Annotated in this window: 22 protein-coding genes; 7 read left to right on the top strand and 15 right to left on the bottom strand. The window is 69.0% G+C overall.

Going from position 1 to position 19,720, the window contains the following annotated elements:
- Positions 1–129 precede the first annotated feature (129 nt).
- The 4 genes from ACS5PV_RS11840 to ACS5PV_RS11825 form a co-directional block, all read right to left on the bottom strand.
- On the bottom strand, positions 130–840 hold the full coding sequence (locus tag ACS5PV_RS11840; RefSeq protein ID WP_455395520.1) for a hypothetical protein: 711 nt from the start codon (positions 838–840) through the stop codon (positions 130–132).
- Between the two features lie 20 nt (positions 841–860).
- Complete coding sequence (locus tag ACS5PV_RS11835) at positions 861–2,057, bottom strand: tyrosine-type recombinase/integrase (RefSeq protein WP_455395519.1); 1,197 nt, start codon at positions 2,055–2,057, stop codon at positions 861–863.
- Positions 2,058–2,472: 415 nt separating this feature from the next.
- Positions 2,473–3,210, bottom strand: coding sequence for an aquaporin Z (gene aqpZ, locus ACS5PV_RS11830; protein WP_455395518.1), 738 nt, complete (start codon positions 3,208–3,210; stop codon positions 2,473–2,475).
- Between the two features lie 120 nt (positions 3,211–3,330).
- A complete protein-coding gene (locus tag ACS5PV_RS11825) occupies positions 3,331–3,786 on the bottom strand; it encodes a PRC-barrel domain-containing protein (protein ID WP_455395517.1) in 456 nt (151 codons plus the stop codon).
- 641 nt (positions 3,787–4,427) lie between these two features.
- Between ACS5PV_RS11825 and ACS5PV_RS11820 the strand changes: the two genes are divergently transcribed.
- The 5 genes from ACS5PV_RS11820 (at position 4,428) to ACS5PV_RS11800 (ending at position 8,005) form a co-directional block, all read left to right on the top strand.
- Entirely contained in the window at positions 4,428–4,601 is a 174-nt protein-coding gene (locus tag ACS5PV_RS11820; protein WP_455395516.1) for a CsbD family protein, read from the top strand.
- 109 nt (positions 4,602–4,710) lie between these two features.
- A complete protein-coding gene (locus tag ACS5PV_RS11815) occupies positions 4,711–5,223 on the top strand; it encodes a CsbD family protein (RefSeq protein ID WP_455395515.1) in 513 nt (170 codons plus the stop codon).
- Between the two features lie 45 nt (positions 5,224–5,268).
- The gene (locus ACS5PV_RS11810) at positions 5,269–5,598 is read left to right on the top strand and encodes a CsbD family protein (RefSeq protein WP_455395514.1); all 330 of its coding nucleotides are present in this window, start codon (positions 5,269–5,271) and stop codon (positions 5,596–5,598) included.
- A gap of 72 nt (positions 5,599–5,670) precedes the next feature.
- Positions 5,671–6,165, top strand: coding sequence for a YidB family protein (locus ACS5PV_RS11805; RefSeq protein ID WP_455395513.1), 495 nt, complete (start codon positions 5,671–5,673; stop codon positions 6,163–6,165).
- A gap of 121 nt (positions 6,166–6,286) precedes the next feature.
- On the top strand, positions 6,287–8,005 hold the full coding sequence (locus tag ACS5PV_RS11800) for an Ig-like domain-containing protein (protein ID WP_455395512.1): 1,719 nt from the start codon (positions 6,287–6,289) through the stop codon (positions 8,003–8,005).
- Between the two features lie 124 nt (positions 8,006–8,129).
- On the opposite strand, the gene ACS5PV_RS11795 is transcribed toward ACS5PV_RS11800, so the two are convergent.
- From ACS5PV_RS11795 to ACS5PV_RS11745, 11 genes are all read right to left on the bottom strand, one after another.
- Positions 8,130–8,672 carry a hypothetical protein gene (locus ACS5PV_RS11795; RefSeq protein ID WP_455395511.1) on the bottom strand — a complete coding sequence of 181 codons (543 nt, stop codon included), beginning with the start codon at positions 8,670–8,672 and terminating at the stop codon, positions 8,130–8,132.
- An 87-nt stretch (positions 8,673–8,759) separates the two neighbouring features.
- On the bottom strand, positions 8,760–9,323 hold the full coding sequence (locus ACS5PV_RS11790) for an Hsp20 family protein (RefSeq protein WP_455395510.1): 564 nt from the start codon (positions 9,321–9,323) through the stop codon (positions 8,760–8,762).
- Positions 9,324–9,723: 400 nt separating this feature from the next.
- Positions 9,724–10,470, bottom strand: a complete 747-nt coding sequence (locus ACS5PV_RS11785; protein WP_455395509.1) for a YebC/PmpR family DNA-binding transcriptional regulator — start codon at positions 10,468–10,470, stop codon at positions 9,724–9,726.
- Positions 10,471–10,661: 191 nt separating this feature from the next.
- Positions 10,662–11,531, bottom strand: coding sequence for a phosphonate ABC transporter, permease protein PhnE (phnE, locus tag ACS5PV_RS11780; protein ID WP_455395508.1), 870 nt, complete (start codon positions 11,529–11,531; stop codon positions 10,662–10,664).
- Complete coding sequence (phnE, locus tag ACS5PV_RS11775) at positions 11,528–12,412, bottom strand: phosphonate ABC transporter, permease protein PhnE (protein WP_455395507.1); 885 nt, start codon at positions 12,410–12,412, stop codon at positions 11,528–11,530. The genes phnE (ACS5PV_RS11780) and phnE (ACS5PV_RS11775) overlap by 4 nt, the downstream gene beginning before the upstream one ends.
- 189 nt (positions 12,413–12,601) lie before the next feature.
- Positions 12,602–13,543 (bottom strand): phosphonate ABC transporter substrate-binding protein, encoded by a 942-nt coding sequence (phnD, locus tag ACS5PV_RS11770; protein ID WP_455395506.1) that lies wholly within the window; start codon positions 13,541–13,543, stop codon positions 12,602–12,604.
- Positions 13,544–13,575: 32 nt separating this feature from the next.
- Positions 13,576–14,397 (bottom strand): phosphonate ABC transporter ATP-binding protein, encoded by an 822-nt coding sequence (gene phnC / locus ACS5PV_RS11765; RefSeq protein ID WP_455395505.1) that lies wholly within the window; start codon positions 14,395–14,397, stop codon positions 13,576–13,578.
- Between the two features lie 75 nt (positions 14,398–14,472).
- Positions 14,473–15,090, bottom strand: a complete 618-nt coding sequence (locus ACS5PV_RS11760) for a chloramphenicol acetyltransferase (RefSeq protein WP_455395504.1) — start codon at positions 15,088–15,090, stop codon at positions 14,473–14,475.
- A gap of 1 nt (position 15,091) precedes the next feature.
- Entirely contained in the window at positions 15,092–15,769 is a 678-nt protein-coding gene (locus ACS5PV_RS11755) for a DUF1045 domain-containing protein (protein ID WP_455395503.1), read from the bottom strand.
- Between the two features lie 116 nt (positions 15,770–15,885).
- Positions 15,886–16,530: a L,D-transpeptidase gene (locus tag ACS5PV_RS11750; protein WP_455395502.1), complete on the bottom strand. Its 645-nt coding sequence runs from the start codon at positions 16,528–16,530 to the stop codon at positions 15,886–15,888.
- A gap of 215 nt (positions 16,531–16,745) precedes the next feature.
- Positions 16,746–18,296 carry an acetolactate synthase large subunit gene (locus ACS5PV_RS11745; protein WP_455395501.1) on the bottom strand — a complete coding sequence of 517 codons (1,551 nt, stop codon included), beginning with the start codon at positions 18,294–18,296 and terminating at the stop codon, positions 16,746–16,748.
- 228 nt (positions 18,297–18,524) lie between these two features.
- Between ACS5PV_RS11745 and ACS5PV_RS11740 the strand changes: the two genes are divergently transcribed.
- Positions 18,525–18,968 carry a RusA family crossover junction endodeoxyribonuclease gene (locus tag ACS5PV_RS11740; RefSeq protein WP_455395500.1) on the top strand — a complete coding sequence of 148 codons (444 nt, stop codon included), beginning with the start codon at positions 18,525–18,527 and terminating at the stop codon, positions 18,966–18,968.
- A complete protein-coding gene (locus ACS5PV_RS11735; RefSeq protein WP_455395499.1) occupies positions 18,965–19,648 on the top strand; it encodes a hypothetical protein in 684 nt (227 codons plus the stop codon). The genes ACS5PV_RS11740 and ACS5PV_RS11735 overlap by 4 nt, the downstream gene beginning before the upstream one ends.
- The last annotated feature ends 72 nt before the right edge of the window (positions 19,649–19,720 follow it).

Raw genomic sequence — 19,720 nt, 5'->3', positions numbered from 1 at the left:
TCAGCAGGCCAGGCTCTAAAGAGTATGCAAATTAAATTTTTATGTTCTTGAGCTGCACTGAAACTGGAAAACGTCCTAACTGCCACAAGATCGTAATAATTTCGTTTATCATATTATTAAATAGCCCACCTATCTCCTCCTGCCTATTTGAAAATTATCGGGCTCAGGAATTTTTTTCAATATATCTTTCCATAATTCTTTGTCTTCGGCTGTCCGATACAAAGCCCATCGCATCCTTATTTTTTGCTCGCGAGTCCGATAAATCTTAGTTTTTTTGATTTTACCGCTAACTGGGTCTAGAAATTTGTACACCGAAATAAAATGCGGAGATTTTATTTTGCATCGCCATTCGTTAACATAACATTTCTCAATTGTGCTTGCTCTGAATGGCTTTAATCCGGGATATGTGTCGGCGTGCCATACTACGGCTTTTCTGCATGCAACTGCGAGCGATGCTCCTACACTGATAAGGTTCGCTATCACAAATAAGGCTTGCTGCTTTGCCTCCTCTGTGGCACGACTGCGGTAAGAATCAGCGCGCGCCCGACCTTCTCGCCTGAGTTGGATTGCATGTTTTACTTGCTCGTTTAATGTCGGAGAGTCAGTAATCTTGTTATCAAGCATCAAGATAATAATTTCATCTGTATAATATAGATCTTTCGTTCTAACCCAGTTGCTAGCCATGGCGGCAAGACCGCGCGAGATGTCAAAGCTCGTTTTAGCACTTAGCTCCACTACTATCTTTTCATAGACCTTCCGATAATCGGGAGTAGACTCTCCAACGGATTCTCCTATCTCCCACAGGCGCTCTAGCTCGCTCATGCGCTCGGATACGTTCATCAAGATCTCACTGTCTCTTTTCAACAGTTATCCAGCGATTTTCCACCACAAATATAATCGGCCCAAGCAGCCATCAATTTGCGGCGTTTCTCGAATAAATCTGACCGGGCATAAGCAGCCTCAGCCTTATCTTTGATCACGTGAGCAAGTGCGAATTCACAGACCTCTCGTGGGAAGATTGTTTGTTCACCTGCCCAATCCCGGAAGGAGGAACGAAAGCCATGCGGGACGGCGTCAATGGATAGTTCCATCAATAATTTAGAAAGCGTCATATCTGACAGCGGCTTTCCTGCTATTGAACCTGGGAATATATACTCGGATTTATCGGCTTTTAGCGATTTTGCTTGAGCCAAGATCTCTAGGCAGCGACGTGATAATGGCACGCGATGAGGACGTTTCGCCTTCATGCGCTCAGATGGTATGACCCACTCAGCTTTGTCGATGTCGATCTCTGTCCAAACAGCTTCACGCGTTTCTCCTGATCGCGTTGCGGTAAGAACTAAGAACTCTAGGGCCAACTTCGATGAAAGCGATGCGTTGCTACCGCGCGCCTTTTCGATAGATAATGCGACTGCCGAATATGGAAGAGCTTTTTGATGCTTCACTTTCGAGCGATCATGCTTTGGTAGAGCCTTTGAGATGCTGTCAGAAGGCTCGTCGCTTCGCCAACCCTGAGCAATAGCCCACTTCAACACCGTGCCAATGCGTTGCTTCACGCGCCGCGCAGTTTCCGGGTGAGAGTTCCATATCGGCATTAAGGCGGCTAGCACATCAGCACTGTTGATTGCGTCGACACGCTTCTTGCCGAAATGCGGGAAGGCATATGCACGTAGTGTGCTAATCCATTGATCGCCGTGCTTCGCATTGCGCCAATTGGGAAGATGTAGTTCATGGACGCGCTGCGAAGCTTCCTCAAACGTCAGGATTGCCTCGCTCTGTCGCCGTGCGGCCAATGGGTCCCCACCGGTGCGCGCCAGCTTGCGGTTTTGAAGGGCCGCCTCTCGCGCCTCCGCAAGGCGCACCATCGTCACTGAACCCAGCCCGATGTCGCGTCGCTTACCTCTAATGACCAGGCGCTGGATCCAACGCTTAGCTCCGGAACCGTCGACCTTAAGATACAGCCCGTTTCCGTCTGCGTAGAAGCCTGGGTCCTTGAGGCTGCGAACCGCCGCTGCCGTCAGATGGCTTTCTTTGTGTTTTCCAACCGATTTCGCCACGTGGAGGTCGCCCGCCCAACATTCCACCCAACATATGAGAGCGGAACATAGCGGAACACGCTGGCTCGCGATAGACCTACTAGTGTGGTTAAATTGCTGATATGGAAGGCTATTCCGTGCTTGCCTGGATTCTATCGGAATCGCAAATGGCGGACTCCGTCTCCGCCATTCGGATTTTCCAAACCTGCCGAGCTTTCGACTGGCGGCAGCCCTCGGTGGCACAGCGCCCCGCCTCGGCCCTGCTCCTCGCACCTCCCGACGCGGCGGCATCCGCCGCCACGTACCTCGGCGGGCCCGAGCGCCCTTCCTCGTACGCTAGCCCTCTTGAAGGCACGGCCGGTCGCGGGCCGGCGCCCTGACCGGGTCCGATCCATCGTCGCCGGCGCACGGGCGGGGCGCGGGCCTCGATCCGGCGTCAGGCGGCCCGCTTCTCGATGACGACCGTGTCGTAGATCCGGCGATCCTCGTAGAGCCACTTCGCCAGGGCACCGGCGAGGAGGGCGCCGGCGACCGGCGCGAGCCAGAACAGCCAGAGCTGCGCGACGTACTCGCCGCCGGCGAACAGGGCGACGCCGGTGGAGCGCGCCGGGTTCACCGAGGTGTTGGTCACCGGGATCGAGATCAGGTGGATCAGCACCAGCGCGAACCCGATCGGAATGCCGGCAAAGCCCGTTGCGGCGCCCTTCGCGGTCGCCCCGATGATGATCATCAGGAAGAAGAACGTCGTCAGCACCTCGGTCGCGGCGCAGGCGGCGAGCCCGTAGCGGCCGGGGCTGAGCGCGCCGTAGCCGTTCGAGGCGAAGCCCTTCGGGACCCAGCCGGCCTTGCCCGAGGCGATCAGGTAGAGGGCGCCCGCCGCCGCGACGGCGCCGACGAGCTGGGCGAGGATGTAGGGAACCACGTGTCGGTTGGCGCAGCGGCCGGAGGCCCACAGACCGAGGGTGACGGCCGGGTTGAAGTGCCCGCCCGAGATGTGCCCGACCGCGTAGGCCATGCTGAGCACCGTCAGGCCGAAGGCCAGGGCGACGCCGACGAACCCGATGCCGAGCTCGGGGAAGGCCGCCGACAGCACGGCGGCGCCGCAGCCGCCGAAGGTGAGCCAGAAGGTGCCGAAGAACTCGGCGGCCGCGCGGCGTCTCAGATCATGGTCCATGGTCGGTCTCCTTCGCAATCCTCAAGGGTTCAGGTCATCGTGGGCTTTCTGGCGTGATGTTCGGGCCGCCGTTTCCGGACGGGAGGACGGACACGGCGCGTCGGTCGGCTTTCGCCCGCGCTACTTCTTCGTCTCCGCGCCGAGATCGATGTATTCGGGGGCGGCCCGGAGCTGGTCCTTGTCGGTCTCGATCACCGCGTCGAGGCCGCCGCCGTCCTTGCGCGACACGCGCAGCGTCTCGGGCGCCACGGCGACGTACTTCGCGTTCAGGCCGAGGAAGCCGCCGACGCTGACGACGTAGGATTTGATCCCGTGCTTGTCGTCGAAGACCACGTCGGCGACCGAGCCGACGGTCTCGTTCGCGCCGTTGCGGATGCTCAGGCCGACGAGCTTGGAGGCGACGAGGTCGTTGGGGCCTTGGGCGACGAACCTCGCCTTCAGGTTGTCGTTCAGGGTGGCGGGCGTCCCGGGTACGGCCACGGGCGACTGCGCCAGGGCCGGTGCGCCCGCGAGGGGGAGCGTGGCCAGGACGGCGCCCAAGACGAGCGCGGCTGCGACGGATGCGTGACGGTTCATGCGCGAATCTCCGTGTCTCGTTGGGGTTCGGGGTGACGGCGAGGCAGCCGGCAGGACTGCAACCTCCGGATCGCAACTCCGAAGATCGCATCAGGGGTCGACATCCCCGCGCGAGATCACACGGACGAACGCGGCGGCGATGCGCCAGTGTCCGCCAACATGCTGCACGGGAGTAATCTCACCGTCGTCTTGGATGACTGCGCCCAGGATCGGTGGACCGTCCCACGGGCGCGGTCGGCGTCAATCTTTGGTCGACGATCCCGACTTCAATGATATGCGCGTACCAGGATGATAAGATAATTTTTCGGAACCGGCTCGCGCGCAACTTGTTTGTGGATCACTGCCGCATGGGCAGTAACGAGACGCGGGACCGAGAGAGGACGAGACCGGCCGCGGCCACCGGTCGAGACGCTGCGGCAATCGCCGATGGATGCGGCCCGAGCCCGGAACCGTACGCCCCCCCGGCGCTGCGCACGCTGCGACAGCAGGATCCAGTTGCCTGAAACAGAGAGGATCGTCCTGCGTCCCGGATTTGCGAATAGTATCAGTCGTACTACCAGTATGATTGGATCATTTAAGGTCGATACCGGAGCATCATCTCACACCCGATTCATGGTTTGACTGAGCGTGAAGGAGAATCCATGACCGGAGACAGGAATTCGACCTCCGCCGAGCACCTCAAGGGCTCGGTCAAGGAGGCCCTGGGCAAGCTCACCGGCGACGTCCGGGTCGAAGCGGAAGGCCGGCGCCAGAAGCGGGAAGCGCCTCCGCCGAAGGTCGGGCGGTCCGGACCGGCGGGGTCGGGGCGCGGCTGACGCGCCTTCCGCCCGGGAGCGCCCGAGCGTGCCGTCCCGTCCAATCCTCTCACCGGGACGAGGCCAGCGGAATTTCGAGAGACAGAATTTCGAGGGACAGGAGAACGACATGATGGACACGGACCGGATCACCGGCGCCGCCCGGGAGCTCGGCGGCAAGGCGCAGGGTACGATCGGCGATCTCACCGGCTCGCACCGGGACTCGGCCGAGGGCCGCGTCCGCGAGGCGGCCGGCCAGGCCCAGAACCTCTTCGGCCAGGCCAAGGACCAGGCGAGGGACACCGTTCGCGACGCGGTCGAGCAGGTGGCCGACACCGCCCGCGACATCGGCGGCCGGATCCGCGAGACCGTCGGCGGCCTCGTCGGCTCCGACGACGTCGAGGACCGCGCCCGCCGGGCTCAAGGCGCCGTCCACGACGCCTTCGAGGAGCATGCCGACCATGCCCGGCGCTCGGTGCGCCGCGCTGCCGACGAGGCCGGGGACGCGGTCGAGCGCGGCACCCGCGCCCTGCGCCACGGCGGGGCGGGCGGGCCGGTCGCCGAGTACCCGCTCGCCTCCCTGCTCGTCGCCGGTGCCGTCGGCTTCGGCCTCGCCCTGCTCGTCACGGCGAACCGCGACTGACCTGCCCCGAGGCGGGACCCGTTCAACCCGTTGCAGGAGAACCGCATGAACCGCGACCAGATCAGCGGCGCGTCCCGTCACCTCAAGGGCCGTTCCCAGAGCGCCCTCGGCGGCCTGACCGGCGACCCCGCCCGCCAGGTGCGCGGCGCCGTGAACCAGATGGCCGGCGGGGCGCAATACGCCTACGGCCGCGCCCGCGACCGGGCGGAAGATCTCGCCGAGGACGGCCGCCACCTTGCCGAGGAGGCCGGCCGCCGGGTCGCGACCCACGGCCGCCGCGCGATCCGCTACGCCGACGCCCACCGCACCACCACGCTGCTCGCCGTCGTCGGCGTGGCCTTCGCCCTCGGCTGGCTCGCCCGCTCCCCGCGCTGACGCCGCGACCCGACGACCCCTCGGCCGCCCCCGCCGCTCCACCCCAGACCATCCAACGGAGAAGGACACGACATGAGCAACGGGTATCCCTCGATGACCGCCCTTCTGGGACTGCTCGCGGTGGCGGGCTACCAGAACCGGGACAAGATCGCCGAGTGGCTCGGCACCCCCGCCCGGGACGCCCACGGCACGGTCGTGCCGCCGGTCACCCGGACCACGCCCGTGACCGGTTCGGCGATCCCGGCCAGCGCGATGCCGAGCAACCTGGAGCGCGTGCTCGGGGGCGTTGGCTCGGCCGGGGTCGGCGGGCTGATCGCCAACGGTCTGGCCGAGCTCGTCGAGCACTTCACCAAGGGCGGCCACGGCGAGACGGCGAATTCCTGGGTGGGCCAGGGCGCCAACCGGGCCATCGCCGAGGGCGAGCTGGAGCGCGCCATCGGCCCGCAGACGCTCGACCACCTCACCCACCAGACCGGTCTCAGCCGCACCGAGATCCTGGCACGCCTGTCGCGCGAGCTGCCCTCGGCCATCGACCGCTACGCGACCGACGGCCGCCGCTTCGCCTGAGACACCGAGCCCGAGACACCGGCTCCGCGTCCCGTCGTCCCCGGAGGTCGGGACGCGGAGCACCATCGAGGGCCGGCACCGCCGCTCCCCCTCGCCGAGGACTGAAGGGGACCTGCACCACATGATCGCCCGCTTGCGTCGCATCCTCGTCACGCTGCTGCTCGGCATCCTCGTCGGCCTCGGCGTGCTCGTCACGGCGCTGCTCGGCCGGCAGCCGCGCAAGCGGGTCACGTTCGACGCGGATCCACCGGTGGTGGTCCGATCCCCGGTCCCCCGGGCGAGGAGCCGCCGGCGCGGCCTGGCGGTCGCGGCCCTCGCGAGCCTGCTGCTCCTCGCCGGGCTCGCGGGCCTGCTCCGCCGGCACCTCGATGCGCTCGGCGATCTCAGGTCGTCCTCGCCGGCCGTCGGGAGCGGCGCGCCGCTCGCCGCCCTGTCGCCGCCGGGCGCCGGGCGGGACCGCCCGCCGGCTCCGGAAGCCGACAGGCCGGCCGATACCCCCGCGGCCTCCGCCCCCGGCGGGCGGGCGCTGCTGCCGGTCCCTCCGGCCGCTCCCGCCCCGACCGGACCGAGCTTCGACGTCGTGCGCGTCGAGCCGACCGGCGAGACGGTCGTCGCCGGACGGGCCGCGCCGAACGCCTCGGTCGAGGTACTCGTCGACGGCCGTCCCGTGGCGCGCGCCCAGGCCGACGCCGAGGGCAGCTTCACCGTCACGCCGCTGCCGCTCGCGGCCGGGAGCAGCGAGATCGGCCTGCGCGCGACCGACGCCCGGGGCGAGTCGCGGCGCTCGCCGGCCCGCGTCGCGGTCGTGATCGCCCCGTCCCGGGACGCCAGGCCGCTCGTCGCCCTTACCTCCCCCGGCAAGCCGACGGTGGTCCTGTCCCAGCCGGAGAGCCCGGTCGCGAGCCGCGCGGCGCCCGCCGCGGAGCCCGGCCGGCAGGCACTTCGGGAGGAGCGCGGTGCGGCGCCGAGCCGGGACATTACGGTACCCGGGGGCGAGGGGCGAAGCGGGTCCGAAGCCGGCGGCCCGGCACCGGGCGTCGCCGCGGGAGCCGCGAACCGGGCGGATGGCGGCCCCGCGTCATCCGGTCCAGCCAATCCTGCACCGGAGTCGCGCCGCGCGGAGGCGCCCGTCGCGGCAGCGGCGACGCTGCCCAAGGTCGTCAGCATCGATGCCGGGAGCGGCGGATCCCTGTTCGTCACCGCCAAGGGGGCCGCCGGGGCCTATGTGCGGCTCTACCTGAACGAGACGCTGATCGCCCCGGCGACGATCGGCCGGGACGGGATCGTGACCTTCGCCATCGGCCAGGGCGTCAAGCCGGGAGCCTACAAGGTCCGGCTCGACTTGGTCGATCCCGCGACGGGCAAGGTCCGTGACCGGGCGGAGGTCCCGTTCACGGCGCCCGATCCCGGCCGCGACGACGGGATCGCGGATCCGGCCGCGCGGCAGGACATGGCGCGCGAAACGCCGGGCACGACCGAGCGGCACGCCCGCGACGATGCCGCGGCCGGCCGCGGCCCGGCCGGCCCGCCGCAGCCCTCCAGCACCGGCAGCGTGACCACCGGCAGCCTGTCCGCGAACGTCCCGCCCGGATCCGGGACGAATTCCTCGGAGGTGTACGTTCCGGGCATCGAGACGGTCCGCATCATGCGCGGCGACAGCCTGTGGCGGATCAGCCGACGCACCTACGGCGAGGGCGAGCGCTTTACCCTGATCTACGACGCCAACCAGGATCAGATCCGCGACCCGGATCTCATCTACCCGGGCCAGGTCCTCGTGCTTCCCAACCAGGAGACTCGCGACGGCGACCGGGAGGGGACGGGCAAGGGAGCCGGCAAGTGAACCGGCAAGCGAGCCGGCAAGCGAGCCGCGAGGCACATCCCTCGGCCGGGGCGTCGATCGCCGGTCGCCTTCCGGGTCCGTCGCGAGGGACGGCGGCCGGCCGTTCCGGGCCGGCCGCTTCCGGTCACGCCGGAGCCGCGAGCAGCTGCGCCTCGGGCCTGCGGCGCGCGACGGTGCGCAGGGCGAGCGCCGCGGCACCCGGCGGCGTCCGCGGCCGGGGCATCGCTACCGCCGGGCAGGGCGGCGGGTCGTCGTCATCGTCGTCCCGCCGGCGGGGGCGGACGTAGCGGTGCAGGTTTGCGAGGCCGCGGGTGCGCTTGCGCGGCGGCTCGCTCGTCGCCGGGCGGGTCGCGTCGTGGTCGAGCCGGGCCAGCGCCGCCAGCACGGCATCCACCGGGACCGGCTCGGCCCTGGCACCGGCCAGGCAGCGCAGGCCCGGTGCGCCCTCGAGGGCGCAGGCATCCGACGCCCAGGACGCCAGGACCTCGCGCTTCTCGGCCCGGGTCAGGTGCGGGTGCGCCAGGACCTCGCGCGGGTGCCGGAACACGTCGCCGGGAGCGGCGAGCGCCTGCCACGCCTCGAACGAGGCGGGCGGCATGGTCGGCGGGTGGGCCGGCCCGGACGTGATGGATCCGGAGCGGACGAGATGCATCTCCCTCATCGACATGGATCATCCTCCCTGATGGTGCACGACAAGAAGGGACGGACCCGGGGGCGACACCCCGGGCCGGTTCATCGACGGGCGGCGCGGGGATCAGGCGGCCCTGGCGCGGTCCGCGGAGGCCCCGTTCCCGGCGATCTCGACCTGCGCCGGCGCGTTGTCCTGACCCAAGCTGTCCTGACCCAAGCTGTCCTGGCTCAAGCTATCTTGGCCCAAATCCCGACCCAAGGCGGCCTGCCGACCGCCGATGGCGATGCGGCGCGGCTTGAGCGCCTCGGGCACCTCGCGCTTGAGGTCGACGGCGAGCAGGCCGTGCTCCAGGCGGGCGCCGGTGACCGTCACGTGGTCGGCGAGGTTGAAGGTCTGGCGGAAGGCCCGGGCGGCGATGCCGCGGTGCAGGTAGGCGCGCTCGGCGTCCCTGTCCTTCTTCTGGCCCGTGACGACGAGCGTGGTGTCGTGCTGGGTCAGCTCGATCTCGTCCGGCGAGAAGCCGGCGACCGCCATGGTGATGCGGTAGGCATCGTCCGCCACCTTCTCGATGTCGTAGGGCGGCCACTGCGTCGACGGCTCGACCCGGGCGGCCTGGTCGAGCATCGAGAACAGGCGGTCGAATCCGACGGTGGAGCGGTAGAGCGGGGCGAAGTCGTAGGTCCTCATGACCACATCCTCCTTGAGAGCAACGTGATGACGAGGGCCGCCGGACACCTTCTGTCCGGCGCCCAACATGCGAGCCCGTCCGGGCCTCGCGCGCGTGAAACGCGCCGGGACAGGCCAGGTTCCGCAGGTGGGCGAATTATTCTTCGGTCGGCGGAATACCGGCCGGCGGGCCGCCGGTCCGGTCAGGGGTGGGCAGGCGGACAGCCACCCTCCTCGTCATCCCCGGGGCTCGACGAAGTCGAGAACCCGGGATCCACAGCCGCCGAGTCCGCGGGAGCCGTCGCAGCGCGTTCCGCTGCGTTCGGCGCCGCCGACGGCCATGATTCCGGGTTCCGCTGCGCGGCCCCGGAATGATGCGGAGGAGGTCGGTACCGTCGGGACAGTCACGCGGCTCCGGGGGCTACCCCTGCATCTTCGCCATCATGGCGTCCGAGACCGCGAAGTTGACGAAGACGTTCTGCACGTCGTCCTGGTCCTCGATGGTCTCGACGAGGCGGATCAGCTTCTCGGCGGTCTCGTCGTCGACGTCGACGGTGTTCTGGGCGCGCCAGATCAGGGCGGTGCGGCGGGGCTCGCCGAAGCGGGCCTCCAGGGTCTTCGAGACCTCGGCCATCGCGCCCTGCTCGCAGGTGATCTCGTGGCCGCTCTCGTCGGACTTGACGTCGTCGGCGCCGGCCTCGATGGCCGCCTCCAGCATCGTGTCGGCGTCGGCCACCTTGGCGTCGAAGGCGACGAGGCCGACGCGGTCGAACATGAACGACACCGCTCCGGTCTCGGCGAGGCTGCCGCCGGACTTGGTGAAGGCCGAGCGCACGTCGGAGGCCGTGCGGTTGCGGTTGTCGGTCTGCGCCTCAACGATCAGGGCGGCACCACCCGGGCCGTAGCCCTCGTAGCGGATCTCCTCGTAGTTCTCCGCGTCGCCGCCGGCGGCCTTCTTGATGGCGCGCTCGATGTTGTCCTTGGGCATGTTCTCGGCCCGGGCCGCCAGGATGGCGGCGCGCAGGCGCGGGTTCATCGAGGGATCGGGCGTGCCGAGCTTGGCCGCCACGGTGATCTCTCGGGCGAGCTTGGAGAAGACCTTCGAGCGGACCGCGTCGACGCGGCCCTTGCGGTGCATGATGTTCTTGAACTGTGAATGCCCGGCCATGGCGCTCCCCGGCGGATGATCGTCCTTGCGCGCGGAGAGCGCCCGGCGGGGCTCTCGACGCCGCGACGGACGCGTGAGACAGCCGGCTTATAGGCGCCCGCCGAGGGGGAAGACAATCATGGCGCGCGAGGTTTTCGCCGGCCTTCGCGGCTGCGAAAACGCGGTGGAATCAGGCTCCTACGCGGTGCGGCTCAATGCGCCGCGCCGCCGATGATCGCCCGGCGCAGGCGGCCCGAGACGAGGTCGATCAGCGCCACGGTGACGAGGATCATCAGGACCAGGAAGGCGACCTGCTGCATCTCCAGCACCCGGATCAGCTCGGTCAGGTACTGGCCGATGCCGCCGGCCCCGACGATGCCGATGATGGTGGCCGAGCGGGTGTTCGACTCGAAGAAGTAGAGCACCTGGCTCGCGAGCACCGGCAGCACCGCCGGCACCAGGCCGAAGCGGACCCGGTGCAGCCGGCTGCCGCCGGACGCCGTCACGCCCTCCTGCGCCTTGCGGTCGGCGGTCTCGATCGCCTCGGAGAAGAGCTTGCCGAGCGCGCCGAAATCCGAGCACGCGATGGCGAGCGCGCCGGCGAACGGCCCGAGGCCGACGACGTTGATCCAGATCAGCGCCCAGATCAGCACGTCGACCGAGCGGATCACGTCGAAGCCGCGGCGCACGCCGAAGCGCAGGAAGGGGTTCGGAACCACGTTGCGGGCGGCGAGGAACGCCACCGGAAAGGCGAGGCAGGCCGCCGTCAGCGTGCCGAGGAAGGCGATCGCCAGGGTCTCAGCCAAAGCCGTCAGGAACAGGCCGAGGCGTCCGCCGGCGGACGGCGGCAGCATCATGCCGGCGAAGTCGCCCAGCCGGTGCAGGCCGTGGAGGATGCGCAGCAGCGAGAAGTCGAGCCGCACCATCGCGAAGGCGGCGAGGCCGATGACGGCCGCGAGGATGCCGAGGACGGCGGCGCGGCGGGCCCGAGAGGGCCGGAACACCGCGGGATGGCGGGCGCGCAAGCCGTCGAGGTCGGCAAGCGCGGCCCGGCGCAGGGCGGAGGGCGGGCGGCGTGTCACGCGTGGGCCTCCCGGCCGAGGAGGTGGTGGCGCAGGCGCTCGGTGGCGAGGTCGATCGTCACCACGGTGAGGATGACGAGGAGCAGGATCGCGCTCACGTCCGAGTAGTAGAAGTTGCGGATCGCGACCAGGAATTCCTGGCCGATGCCGCCGGCGCCGACGAAGCCCATCACGCCCGCACCCCGCACGTTGATCTCGAAGCGCAGCAGCGCGTAGGAGGCGAAGTTCGAGAGCACCTGCGGCACCACCGCGAAGCGCACGGTCTCGACGAATCCGGCCCCGGTGCCGGTCAGGCCCTCGACCGGCTTCATGTCGATGTTCTCGACGACTTCGGAGAACAGCTTGCCGAGCGCGCCGGTGGTGTGGATGGCGAGCGCCAGCACGCCGACCATCGGCCCGAGCCCGAAGGCGATGACGAAGATCAGCGCGAACACCACCTCGGGCACCGTGCGGCACACTTCCAGGAAGCGCCGGGCGCAGAAGCGGATGGCGCTCGAGCGCACCAGGTTGGCCGAGGCGAGGAAGCACAGGCAGAGCGCCGCGATGCCGCCGAACAGCGTGCCGAGATAGGCCATCAGGATGGTCTCGGCGAGCAGCCCGAGCCATTTCGGCAAGCCCCAGTACCAGGCGGCGAGATCGGCCGGGAGGTTCGCGAGGGTCAGCGGCGGCAGGATCTGGGCGATGTAGGCGGTGAAGTTCTGGATGTTGTCGAGGAAGGTGAGCGGCCGCACCTCGGCCATCCAGCCGGCGAGGAGATAGAGCGCCACGATCGCCACGAAGACCGCGAGCGTGCGCAGTCTCGTGGATGCGACGGAGCCCGCATAGGCCGCGAGCAGCGCTTTCTCGCGCTCGGGCGGCAATCTGTCGATCTGGACGGTCACGGGTGCTTGCGTCTCCGGTGCCGGATGAGGCGCCCGCAACGTCTGGGGCTGTCCGGCAAAAGCGGAGCGCGGGATCCCCTCTCCAGGCGATGCCGGGCTTGCCCGGTATCGCTGCAAGGTGTGGGAGAGGGGGGACCCGCGCCTCTTTCGTTGTCGTCGGCTCTCCTCACCGGAGGAGAGCCGTGAGCCTCACGAGCGCTTGCGCTGCTCGTCGTTGTGGCGGAGCATCTCGATGATCGGCTGGTAATCCTTCAGCGTCACCGGGTTGAGGCCGAGGTCCTTGCCGTCCGACAGCTTGTCGAAGGTGGCCTTGTCCTTGGTCGGCAGGTCGAGGAAGGCCTGGCGGATCTTCTGCTTCAGGTCGTCGGGCAGGCTGGAGAGCACGGTGAACGGGCCTTCCGGCAGGAACTCGGACTTGAAGACGACGCGGAAGTCCGATTGCTGCATCTGCGAGCCGTCGGGCTTCTTCAGCATGCCCTTGGCCGCCATGCGGGTGACGGTGGTGTCGGTGTCGGAATTGTAGAGGTTGGCGGCGGCGTCGGCGGTGCCCTGCACCAGCGCCAGCACGGCGTTCTCGTGGCTGCCGGCGAAGAAGGTCTTGCCGAACAGCTTCTCGACGTCGTGGCCGGCCTTCTGCAGGAAGAAGCGCGGGGCCTGATTGCCGGAGGTCGAGTTCGGATCGACGAAGGCGAGGCTCTTGCCCTTCAGGTCCTCGATCGACTTGTACGGGCTGTCGGCGCGGACGTAGATCACCGAGTAGTAGCCCGACGCGCCGGTCTCGTGCTTCTGGTTGACCAGCGGCTCGGTCTTCACGCCGGTCATCACCGCGCGGGCGAAGGAGGCCGGGCCGTAGAAGGCGAGCTGGATGTTGCCGGCGCGCTGGCCCTCGATCACCGCCGCGTAGTCGTTGGCGACGCGCAGCTTCACCGGCACGCCGATCTCCTTCGAGAGGTAGGCGGTGAGCGGGGTGTAGCGGTCGACGGTGCCCGACGCGTTCTCGGACGGGATCACGCCGAGGGTCAGCTCCGGGTACTTCGCCTTCCAGTCCTGCACCGAGGAATTCTGGGCCAGCGCGGGGCCGGCGGCGAGCGCGAGGGCGACGGCGCCCACGAGGGTACGGCGGTTCAGCATGGTTCGGGTCCTTCCTGGAACGGGAAACAGTCTCAGGCGCTCAGCGCCTCGGCGTGGCGAACGGGAGCCCGCACCGGCAGCGGCGGCGCCTCGGGCTCGCCCCGGTCCATCACCTCGCCGGCCTCGAGCCCGTAGAGGGTGCGGGCGACGTCCTCGGTGAGGTCGAAGCCGCGGCCGTCGAACACCACCCGGCCGGCCGAGAGGCCGATCAGCCGGTCGCAATAGGCGCGGGCGAGGTCGAGGGAGTGCAGGTTGCACAGGACCGTGATGCCGTAGCGCTTGTTGGCGTCGGCGAGCGCATCCATCACCAGGCGGGTGTTGCGCGGATCGAGCGAGGCCACAGGCTCGTCGGCCAGGATGATCTCCGGCTCCTGCACCAGGGCGCGGGCGATGGCGACGCGCTGCTGCTGGCCGCCCGAGAGCTGGTCGGCCCGGTTGGCGGCGAACGCCCCCATGTCGAAGCTCTCCAGCGCCGCGAGCGCCAGCGCCCTGTCCTCCTCGCTCCACAGCTTGAGGAGCGAGCGGTGCGCCGGGACCTGGTTGAGCCGGCCCATCAGCACGTTCGTCATCACGTCGAGGCGGCCGACGAGGTTGAACTGCTGGAAGATCATCGCGCAGCGGGCGCGCCAGGCGCGCAAGGCCCGGCCGCGCAAGCGCGTCACGTCGGTGCCGTCGAACAGGATGCGACCGCCGGTCGGATCGGCGAGGCGGTTGAGCATCCGCAGCAGGGTCGACTTGCCGGCGCCCGAGCGCCCGATCACGCCGACGAAGCTGCCGCGCTCGATGGAGAGGCTGACGCCGTCCACGGCACGGCGCGTCCCGTATTGGCGCGTGAGGTTCTCGACAACCAGCATCCGTTCGCCCGATTTCGCTGTCCGGGCGAACGTAAACGCCGGTTAAGCGACAGCCAGATGACAGTGCGTCATCGATTAGCCGGCGTACTTATCAAGGAAGGCGGCAATCGGAAGGTTGCGGAAGTCCGCAAGCGCCGCGCGCAGGCGGTCGTGGTCCCAGTCCCACCAGGCGAGCTGCATCAGGCGCTCGGCCGTGGTCTCGTCGAAGCGGCGCCGCACCGGGCGGGCCGGGTTGCCGACCACGATGGTGTAGGGCGCGACGTCCCGGGTGACGATGGCGCCCGCGCCGACCACCGCGCCGGTGCCGATGCTGCGCCCGGGCAGCACCACGACCCCGTGGCCGATCCAGACGTCGTGGCCGATCGTCACCGGGCTCGCCCGGCGGCGGTCGAAGAAGGCCGGCTCATTCGCCTCCTCCGGCCAGTACGAGGCGGCGCGGTAGGTGAAGTGGCTCTGCGAGGCCCGCTCCATCGGGTGGTTGCCCGGGTTGATCCGCACCATCGCGGCGATCGAGCAGAACTTGCCGATTTGCGTGTAGATCACCTCGCCGTCGTTGCCGATGTAGGAGTAGTCGTCGAGCACCGTCTCGGCGAGGCTGGTGCGGGGACCCACCTCGGTGTAGCGGCCGAGGCGGCAGTCCCGCACCCGGGCGGTCGGGTCGATGGCGGGTTCGAGCCCGAGCTGTCCGGCCATATCAACCTCCGAGGGCGAGGCGCTGCACGACCCGGAACGGGCCCGCGCCGTCCTGGCGCAGCACCGACAGGGCGTCGAGGGTGAGGGGTTCGCCCGCGCCGTAAATCCCCGCCAGGCGCTCGCGCCAGGGCGCGCGGTCGGCCTCGGGCAAGGCGTCGGTCAGGGTCATGTGGAAGCGGAATTCCTCGAAGACGTGCGGGTAGCCCCAGGCCGCCAGCAGCGCCCGGCCGCGGAGGCTCAGGCGCTCGGGGTGCCGGCGGGCGGTCTCGGCCTCGGTCAGGGGGGCCCGGAACGGCTCGAAGGCGGCGACGCATTCGGCGGCGAACAGGCCGAGTTCGGGGGGGGCGGCCCGCGGAATGAGGGCCGTGAAGGCGCCCAGCGTCGCGACGTGCAGCGGGCCGACCGGGACCCGGGGGTGATCCGCCGCCAGGGCGGCGGCGGCCGCGAGCAGGTCGGCCTCGGTCACGCCCGGGGCGAGCCGCATCGGCGCCTTCAGGGTGGCGTGGAAGCCGTAGCGGCGCGGGGAACCGGTCACGCCGGCGAGGTCGTCCATCCCGTCGGGACGGGGGATCTCGGCGCCGGTGTGGTTGTCGTAGCCGAGCACGGCGTTGCCGAAGCGGGCGAGGTCCGAGCCGGGCGTCGGCGTGAAGTACAGGGCGTAGCGGGGGGTGCCGGTCACGCGGTTCTCCGTGTTCCGCGTGATTCAGCACGCGGGCGTGACTGAACGGTGACGGTGTGGCGCGAGGGGCGCCGCTCCTTGCCGCGCCGGATGCTCGTCCGGGCCCGGGACGGGCCTTACACCCGGTACTTGCCGTGCCGCTTCACCAGCACGGTCGTGCCCACCGGCACCCGGTTGTAGAGATCGACCACGTCCTCGTTGAGCATGCGCACGCAGCCCGAGGACATCTGCTCGCCGATGCTCCAGGGCTCGTTGGTGCCGTGGATGCGGAACAGGATGTCGCGACCGCCCTGGTAGAGGTAGAGGGCGCGGGCGCCCAGCGGGTTGTCGACGCCGCCCTTGCGCGAGCGCGGCAGGTCGGGGTTGAGGCTGACCATCTTGGCGGTCGGGCCCCAATCGGGCCAGACGCCCTTGCGGCCGACCGTGGCGGTGCCCTTCCACGAGAAGCCGAGCTTGCCGACGCCGACGCCGTAGCGCAGCGCCTGGCCCCCGTCCTGCACGAGGTAGAGGACGCGCTCGTCGATATCGACCACGACGGTGCCGGGCTTCTCCAGGCCCGTATAGGCGACGGTCTGGCGCCGGTATTTCGGGTCCATCCGGCTGCGGTCGACCAGCGGCACGTCGTAGGGCTGGTCGGGCATGCTGCCGATGTACCAGGCCGCGTCCGGATCCACCGCCGCGACCTGTGCGGGCCCGCGGGCGTTGCAGGCCGCGAGCGGCAGCCCGGCGAGGAGGGCGAGGACGAGACGGCGCGGGGGCATGCGGGCGTGACCTGTCGGCAGGGAATGTGTCCCATGCCTAGCCGCTCCCGGGCGTGCAGGTTGTGTCCTCCCGGACTCAACACCCGGGAAACCGGGTGGCGGGACTCGGGCGGCGAGCCTCGAGGTCGCCGCCATCCGGGGTATCGCCGCGACCGGCCGGCGGATCCCGGCCGCCGGCTCCATCGCGACTCGACGCGTCCTCGGAACGAAATCCCTTATCCCAGCGCCACCTCGATCAGGAACGGCCCGCGCCGGGCGAGCGCCCCCTTCAGCGTGTCGACGAACTCCGCCAGGGTCTCGACCCGGCGCCCCTCGACGCCGTAGCCCTTCGACAGGCTCACCCAGTCGATCGGCGGATCGTCGAGGGTCAGCATGTCGATCGCCTTGCGGCCCGGATTGGCCCCGACATTGGTCAGTTCGTGGCGCAGGATCGCGTAGGAGCGGTTGGCCCAGATCAGCGTCACCACGTCGAGGCGCTCGCGCGCCTGGGTCCACAGGGCCTGGGCGGTGTAGAGGGCGCTGCCGTCGGCCTGGAGCGAGATCACCTTGCGGTCCGGGCAGGCCACGGCGGCGCCGGTCGCCATCGGGATGCCCAGCCCGATCGAGCCGCCGGTGAGCTGGAGCCAGGTATGGGGCGCCGCCGCGTGGGTGGCGGGAAAGAAGTTGCGCCCCGTCGTCACCGACTCGTCGCAGACGATCGCGCCCTCGGGGATCAGCGCGCCGAGCACCCGGGCGATCGCGTCCTGGTCGAGGGCGCCCGCCGTCGGCAGGTCGGGGCGGGAGAGCGGCGGCAGCGGCGCCTCGGCCGGCGCGCCGACCGCCTCGGCGAGGCGCTCCAGAGCGTCGATCTGGTCCTGCTCGGGGGTGGCGAGGGCAAAGACGTCGCAGGTGGGGCCGGCGAGTGCGCTCGGCTTGCCCGGATAGGCGAAGAACGCCACCGGCAGGGTCGCGCCGACGAGGATCACGTGCTTGTAGGGCGCCAGCACCTCGCGGGCCGGATCGACCGGGTAGGGCAGGCGCTCGATCGGCACCGTGCCGGCGCCGCGATCGATGCGGGCGTTCGACGTCATGGCGAGGAGCTTCGCGCCGGTCTTCTCGGCGATGCGGGCGGCGATGCGCCGTCCCTCGCTCCGCACCGCCCGGTCGCCGAGATGGAGCAGCACCGGCTCGCCGCTGCGCAAAGCCGCGACCGCGTGGGCGATCGCCTCGTCGCTCGCCCGCGGGCGCTCAGGCGTCGGGGGCAGAGGCGCGATGCCGGAGCCCTCCTCCCAGGCGGTGTCGGCGGGCAGGATCAGGGTGGCGACGCCGCCGGGCGCGGTGCGCGCCGCCACGATCGCGTCGGCCCCGTCCGCCGCCACCGCCTTGGCGCTCATCCCGGTGCGGACCCAGGCCGAGACCGGGCCGGCCAGCCCCTCGATGTCGGAGGTGAGCGGTGCGTCGAAGGCGCGGTGATAGGTGGCGTGCTCGCCCACGATGTTGACGAGGGGCGAGCGGGCGCGCCGCGCATTGTGCAGGTTGGCGATGCCGTTGCCGAGGCCGGGTCCGAGATGCAGGAGCGTCGAGGCCGGCTTGTCGGCCATGCGGGCGTATCCGTCGGCCGCGCCCGTGGCGCCGCCCTCGAACAGGCACAGGACCGCCCGCATCCCCTCGACCCGGTCGAGGGCGGCGACGAAGTGCATCTCCGAGGTGCCCGGATTGGTGAAGCACACCTCCACGCCCCCCGCCACCAGGGTGCGCACCAGGCTCTCGGCCCCGTTCATCGCCATCGGCGTCTCCTCTCGCGCGGGCATCTTGTCGGCCCGGTTCGGGTTTGCGGTCTGGTGATAGGGGATTTCCGGCTCGGCCGTGAGGGCCTGGGAGGCATGGGTGGGCGGCAGCCCACCGATCGGGCTCCGTGGTGACTGACCGCGCGGGCGCTGATATCGTAGGGGCAGGACGTGGATCGAGCGTCGGTGCGATTGTGCCCAACCATGCCTGTGCGAGCCGGCCGTTGAATGGACGATCTGAACGACGACCTCGCCGTACCCTTTCCGCTTGAATTCGTGATCCTGGCGACGCCGCGCTCGCTTCAATCCTCGAATACGGCCAGGGAGGCCTGGAAGTCGAAGGTCGGCGACGCTGCCCGCAGCCGCATCGCCCGGAGTCGCGAGTTCACGTTTCTCGACAGACGGCCCTTGTCGGTGACGATCTTCTACTTCCCACCGGCACCCATGCAGGGGGACGTCGACAACATCGTGAAACCCATCCTCGACGGCCTGCGAAACATCGCCTACCCGGACGATCAGGTCATCGAAAGGGTGGTCGTTCAGAAATTCGAGCCGGGCGTGTTCGCGGAGTTCGGATCTCTCACGCACGCGTTGCAGGAGGCCGTCGCTGCCGATCCTCCGGTCTTGTATGTCATAGTCAATGACGGCGCCAGTTGGAGGCGAGTGCCATGACTGTCCGATCCTCGTCCGAAGATGCCCTCGCGTTCCAGGCACAACGCCTGCTGCACAGCCTCCGGCAGGATGCGGAACGACGCGGCTGGACGTTCTACGCGCCGCCGCCGAAGGACGTGATCCCCGACTTCGCGGAGGATTACAAGCCCGACGCCATTGTGATCACGCCCGAAGGCGGGGCGATGATCGCGATCACGGATCGAGGCAGTCTCGCCCGAAACACGCGATTGGCCGAGATCGCCCGGAGGGTGTCCGAACGGCCCGGCTGGTCGTTCCGCCTCTTCTACGCCAACACGTCCACTCAGGCCGAACCGTCGCCGCCGCGGTCGACGGTCGAGGAGGTCCAGTCCGGCATCACCGAGGTCCGCGTCCTGGACGAGACGGGACATGGCCGCGCCGCGCTGGTGATGGGATGGGCGACCTTGGAGGCCATCGCCCGCCTGGTCATGGATAGGCGCGGCATCGAGCCGACGGGGCCCGTCTCGCCGATCCAGGCCGTGCAGGTCCTGGTCCAGGAAGGGTATCTCGACGACGACGACGCCCGTCGACTGAGGGCGCTGGCCCGCACCCGGAACGAGATCGTCCACGGTGGATTGGGGACGCCGATCTCGCGCGAGGACGTCACGGGTTTGATCAGGGACCTGGAAGCGATGGCAGGTACCCTCCGGCAAGCCGCGTAAGCCGGGCGAGCGGGCATGGAGCGCAGCGGAGACGTACCGCACCGAGCGGGGTCGCAACCTCCGCATCCCTAG

It is taken from the genome of Methylobacterium sp. Gmos1 (assembly GCF_053764715.1).
Note: the sequence above shows the minus strand (reverse complement) of the source record. Positions and strands in the feature narration are given on the sequence as shown.